Consider the following 5,544-nt stretch of genomic DNA (forward strand, 5'->3'; position numbering starts at 1 on the left):
TTCTACTTGGGAATAACACAACTTTGATCCAAATAATTATTCGCCACCTTCACATAATGCCGTGCTGAATAAGGTAAAAATTCTTTTTCTTTATCTGTGAGTGGACGGACTTTCTGTACCGGACTACCAACATATAAATAACCACTTTCCAGACGTTTACGTGGTGGAACCAAAGAGCCTGCACCAATCATCACATCATCTTCAATAATGACGTCATCTAAAACAATGCTGCTGATGCCAACCAGTACGCGATTGCCAATGGTACAGCCATGCAGTTTGACATGATGACCAATCGTGACATCTTCGCCAATAATGAGCGGAGAACCTTCGGGTTTATCGGCTTTTTTATGACTCACATGCAACATGGCATGATCTTGTACATTGGAATTTTTGCCAATGTGAATATGATTCACGTCACCACGAATCACCGCAAAGGGCCATACCGAAACATTTTCAGCAAGTACTACATCGCCAATGACCACTGACATGTCATCAACATAACAAGAGTCATCAATTTGCGGAATGGTATCTAAATAGGGACGAATATTTTTAGCCATGTGAAGGTTTCAATCTGTAGTTATCAAGTATTATAAAATAAAAAAGCACCCAGACCGAAATGTGGGTGCCTTAACTTAAGTCTAAAGCTGAACTTAGAACAAGTTTGCGAAGAATTGTTTGATGTGATCAATCATTTTGGCAAAGAAACCCGCTTCTTCAACAGCTTGAAGAGCTACCAGCGGTTTTTCTGCAATCACTTTACCATTCAGGCTAGCGACATATTTACCCACCACTTGACCCTTTTTAAGTGGTGCAGTCAATTTAGGCTGAACGACTAACTGGGTTTTAATGGCATTGGCTTCGCCTTTAGGCATAGTCACATTAAAGTTTTCTGCCAGGCCAATTTGCACATCGTTGCTTTTGCCATACCAAACTTTTGACTTGGCCAAAACCTGATTGGCAGGTTGAACCTTAACGGTTTCAAAGTTCGCATAACCCCAAGCCAAAATTTCACGTGTTTGTGATGCACGTTCGTTCATGCTTGGCGCGCCAAAAATCACTGAAATTAAACGTAGTGGACCACGTTTAGCAGAAGTGGTTAAGCAATAACCTGCTTCTTCAGTATGACCTGTTTTTAAACCGTCTACACTTGGGTCGGTATAAAGCAAGGCATTACGGTTGCCTTGTTTAATGCCGTTAAAAGTGAATTCTTTTTCAGAGTAGATTGGGTAATACTTTGAACTGTCATGAATGATATGTTGTGCAAGTGTCGCCATATCTTTTGCAGTCGAGTAGTGACCTTCAGCAGGCATACCGGTTGCATTAATGAAGCTGGTATTGGTCATGCCAATACGTTTTGCTTCCTGATTCATCATGTGGGCAAAAGTACCTTCATTGCCCGCAATGTGTTCTGCCATGGCTTTTGAAGCATCATTACCTGACTGGATGATAATCCCACGTAACATTTCTAATGCTGTTGCAGTGCCGTTGAGTGGTACATACATACATGATTCTGTACTGCTACCACGACACCAGGCAGATTCGTTCATGCGAACTTTTTCATCTTCCGTGAGATCACCACTCAATAACTTTTGTTCAATGATGTAACTGGTCATCATTTTAGTCATTGAAGCCGGTGCTAATTTTTCATTTTCATTTTTTGATGCGAGGATTTGCCCTGTCTCATAATCCATTAACACATAAGATTTATTATTGAGTTCTGGCGGAGCAGATAAGACAGTTGCTGCGTATGTGAAGTTCGGCAATAGTAATAATGCAGCAAGGGCGCTTTTGTGGGTCATTCTGGGTGGTTCCAATATCTTAATAATAAGCACAAAGAGCTTTGCATTTTAGGACAAAGCAAAGCCGACTTCTACCGTGAGAATCGGCTTATTTCAAAAGTATTGTAACCAATTGGTATTATTTACTGTATGCAGAGAGTTCTTGGCAAATCTCCTGGTTTTTTGCATCTCCGGCCTTTTTCGCATCGCTACGTGCTTCAGCTAAAATAGGCTTAAATTTTTTCTCTTTGCTGAGTTTTGATAGCGTAGAAACAGCATCTTTTTCTGCGGGTAAATATTCCTGAGCCAGTTTGGAATATCCTTGTTCAAACTGAGCCTTATCTTTGACTAAACCTGGGCAGACTTCTGAAAGTACATAAATGGCGGCCAGTTCTTGTTGAGTCACTTTTTGTAATGGAGTAACTTCAATATTTTCATCTTTTTGCGTAGCTGCATGAGTCACTGAAACTGTCATAAGAGCAGTGGTGAATAAACCTAGGGAAACAGATTTGAGCAGGGATACTTTCATTAAACAGACCTAAATTATTTAAAAACATCACAATAAAAATAAGCTTAACGAAATTTTTGGTAATTGTAAGTACACAAATGTATTGAAGCTGTTGAAACGACCCGGTCAATAAAAAAAATTGCTCCAAAAAGAGTTAAAAAAAGGTATAAAAAGAATTCTTCTTTATGCCCGGAATCATTACAAAACGCTTAATATCTTGATTATTCTATATATAACAAGTGCTCTATATTAAGCCTGATAATTGACTACATCATCGCAAACCGACTGTTGTTCATCTTTGCTGGTTTCTTTTGCTGCCTGACGCGCTTCCTCTAGCACAGATTTATATTCTGAATCTGTCTGAATTTTATCAAAAGTCATGGATTTATCTGAATAGTCTTGCAGATAAGTTTTAATTAACAGCTGAATGTTTTGATCAAATTTTGCATTTTTACCCACAATGGCAGGGCATACTTCAGCCATCACTTGAGTTGAAGCAATATCTTCTTTCACAATAGTATTGGCTTCTTCCACAGATAAGCCTTCATCGGCTAAAACAGTGGAAGATAACAATGCTGCAATGCCTAACCCCAATAAGCCACGAAATGATATGCTTTTAATCATTTTTTAAATCACACTTTTTGAATGGATGTTGAGCGTCAAATATATATAATTTTCTATACAATTCAATCAAATGTTCTGATCAGTCATTTTTAACCTTTACGAGATGTTTAAGTGAATATATTAATTGCCAATGATGATGGCGTTTTTGCTCCCGGTCTTCAGGCCTTGGCTCAAGCCTTGGCTCCTCTGGGGCGTGTCGTCATTGTTGCCCCTGAAAGTGAACGCAGTGGTTTTTCCAGCGCACTGACTTTAGATCGCCCTTTACGACCGATTCAAATTTCAGCAGATGTCTGGGCAGTCAATGGAACACCTGCAGACTGTGTCTATCTGTCCATGAACGGTTTATTCGATTTTGAATTTGATCTGGTGGTTAGCGGAATTAACAGCGGGGCAAATCTGGGTGATGATGTACTTTACTCAGGCACTGTCGGAGCAGCCTTTGAGGGGCGCCTGATGAAACAACCTGCCATTGCCGTATCTATGGCAGGGCCAAATGTACGTTCTTATGACAGTCCGAATGATTATGCAGTGGCCGCAAAATGGGTGCATGATTTTATTGCCCAAGGTCTGCCGACTTTACCTCCACGCCATATTTTTAACGTGAATATTCCAGATGTATCTGAATTGCAAGGTTCGAAAATTACTTATCAGGGACGTCGCAGTCAATCTAAACCCATTACCAGTCATGTAGACCCACGTGGACGCCAGGTTTACTGGATTGGCTTGTCAGGAGAGGCTGTGGCTGAACCCAAAAAAGGTGTAACCGAAATCGAATCGGACTTTTTTGCGGTGGCAAATGGGTACGTCAGTATTACGCCAATTCAAATGGACGCCACTAATTATGAGATTTTACACACATTACATGCACAGTTTTCTAAATAGTGGCCAGTAGTGTTATAACTTTGTGAAAAAGCAGAATTGAACATATTTTTCAGAAGCTTTTTTGCTAATCTTAGCGCAAACCTAAAATTGACTTATGTGTAGAGAGGAAGATTAATGCACTTGGTGTCATCGTATCGCTTATTTGCTGTGCCTGCAGGCTTGTTGAAAACCATGGTGTTGTCTACAGCTGTTATTGCAACTGCTATTTTGAGCGGCTGTGCTTCAAAACCACAAGTTCATAATGCAACACGTTATGCCACTGCACCAGACTACTATACAGTTCGATCTGGAGACACATTAAGCGGGATTGCTGCACGTTATGGTCTAGCTTATACCAGTGTTGCTGATATGAATGATATAACGGCGCCATATCGCATTTATGTTGGTCAATCTTTACGTTTAAAAGATTCAGGTTCACGTCGTACCACGACAACTCAAGCGGTGACACAAGCAGCGCCAATTCAACGTCAAACCGTTCAAATTCCGACTGCACCGGTGAATAGGCCTGCTCCGGTAACCACCACCACGGCACCTGTAGTCTCCTCGCAAGTCTCTAGTTTGCGCTGGGTAAAACCAAGTAATGGCGCCGTGATTGCAAACTTTAATCTTGCTGCAAATGTGAAGGGCATTCGTTATAGCGGTAATACCGGAGATGCAATTTTTGCAGCGGCAGATGGTCAGGTGGTCTATGCAGCAGATGGTCTAAAAGAATATGGTAATTTAATTCTGATTAAACATATAGATGGCTACATTACTGCTTATGCGCATAACAGTAAAATGAATGTCAGCAGTGGCCAGAATGTGACAGCAGGGCAGAAAATTGCTGAAATGGGTTCAACAGGAGCCAATCGGACCATGCTCGAGTTCCAGGTACGTCTAAACGGTAAACCTATCAATCCGACTAATGTTTTACCAATAAATTAAATTTTAAGAATACAAAACATAAATTTCACCGTATAATACAATGAGTTGCTTTTATCGGAAAGATAAAGTAATCATAAGTTCAGAGGGAAATTTATGTTAGATCAACTTCGAGCAATGGGTGTGTTTGCTTGTGTTGTTGAAAAAAGCTCGTTTAGCGGTGCTGCACGTGAGTTAGGAATCACGACCAGCGCCGTGAGTCAGCAAATTCGTTCTCTAGAAAATGAAATGGAAGTTAAGCTTCTACATCGATCGACTAGAAAATTAAATTTGACTGAAGCCGGACAAGCTTTTTTCCACAGCTGTCAAGAAATGCTCGCCGCTGCAGAGCGCGGAAAAATCCGTATCAACGAGTTACGTGATGACTTGGTTGGGGATTTACGCATTGCCACAACCCCAGAACTTGGTGCTAATCATGTGATTCCTGCACTATCTCATTGGATGCAGGCGCACCGTGGTCTCGATGTACATGTAGAGGCAGATAATCAATACATTGATTTAATCGAGGGGCGGATTGATATTGCTTTACGCATGAGTCCAAAAATAGAAGATCATAATTTGAATGTAGTGCCATTGGCTCTGGTTGAGCAGGTGATGGTGGCTTCACCAAGTTATTTGAATCAATCGGCACCTGTATCACGACCTGAAGACCTAAATAATCATGATCTGATTCCAGTCAATATAATGAAAAATTATCAACATTTTTCATTTCAAAATGCAGCGTTGGGTGAAACAGTTAATCTGGAAATGAAATCACGTTTAAGTACCAATAACGTTCTGGTGGCAAAGTCATTATGTTTGCAAGGGCATGGTATTGCACGAATTTTATAT

At 40.6% G+C, this 5,544-nt stretch carries 7 protein-coding genes; 3 read left to right on the forward strand and 4 right to left on the reverse strand.

The window, feature by feature from the left end:
* Positions 1-2: 2 nt before the first annotated feature.
* The 4 genes from B4C48_RS01665 to B4C48_RS01680 all read right to left on the reverse strand — a co-directional run bounded on the left by B4C48_RS01665 (position 3) and on the right by B4C48_RS01680 (position 2,910).
* On the reverse strand, positions 3-557 hold the full coding sequence (locus B4C48_RS01665; RefSeq protein ID WP_291352792.1) for a gamma carbonic anhydrase family protein: 555 nt from the start codon (positions 555-557) through the stop codon (positions 3-5).
* 93 nt (positions 558-650) lie between these two features.
* On the reverse strand, positions 651-1,799 hold the full coding sequence (gene dacC / locus B4C48_RS01670; protein WP_291352794.1) for a D-alanyl-D-alanine carboxypeptidase PBP5/6: 1,149 nt from the start codon (positions 1,797-1,799) through the stop codon (positions 651-653).
* A gap of 118 nt (positions 1,800-1,917) precedes the next feature.
* Positions 1,918-2,307 (reverse strand): MCR_0457 family protein, encoded by a 390-nt coding sequence (locus B4C48_RS01675; RefSeq protein WP_291352796.1) that lies wholly within the window; start codon positions 2,305-2,307, stop codon positions 1,918-1,920.
* Positions 2,308-2,535: 228 nt separating this feature from the next.
* Positions 2,536-2,910 (reverse strand): MCR_0457 family protein, encoded by a 375-nt coding sequence (locus B4C48_RS01680; protein WP_291352799.1) that lies wholly within the window; start codon positions 2,908-2,910, stop codon positions 2,536-2,538.
* A 111-nt stretch (positions 2,911-3,021) separates the two neighbouring features.
* On the opposite strand from B4C48_RS01680, the gene surE reads away from it, so the two are divergent.
* From surE to B4C48_RS01695, 3 genes are all read left to right on the forward strand, one after another.
* A complete protein-coding gene (gene surE, locus B4C48_RS01685; protein ID WP_291352801.1) occupies positions 3,022-3,792 on the forward strand; it encodes a 5'/3'-nucleotidase SurE in 771 nt (256 codons plus the stop codon).
* A gap of 114 nt (positions 3,793-3,906) precedes the next feature.
* Positions 3,907-4,716, forward strand: coding sequence for a peptidoglycan DD-metalloendopeptidase family protein (locus tag B4C48_RS01690; RefSeq protein WP_291352803.1), 810 nt, complete (start codon positions 3,907-3,909; stop codon positions 4,714-4,716).
* A 93-nt stretch (positions 4,717-4,809) separates the two neighbouring features.
* The coding region (locus B4C48_RS01695) for a LysR family transcriptional regulator (protein WP_291352805.1) at positions 4,810-5,544 on the forward strand (735 nt) is incomplete at its 3' end.

The organism is Acinetobacter sp. UBA3106 (genome assembly GCA_002365595.1).
Taxonomy (GTDB): Bacteria; Pseudomonadota; Gammaproteobacteria; order Pseudomonadales; family Moraxellaceae; genus Acinetobacter.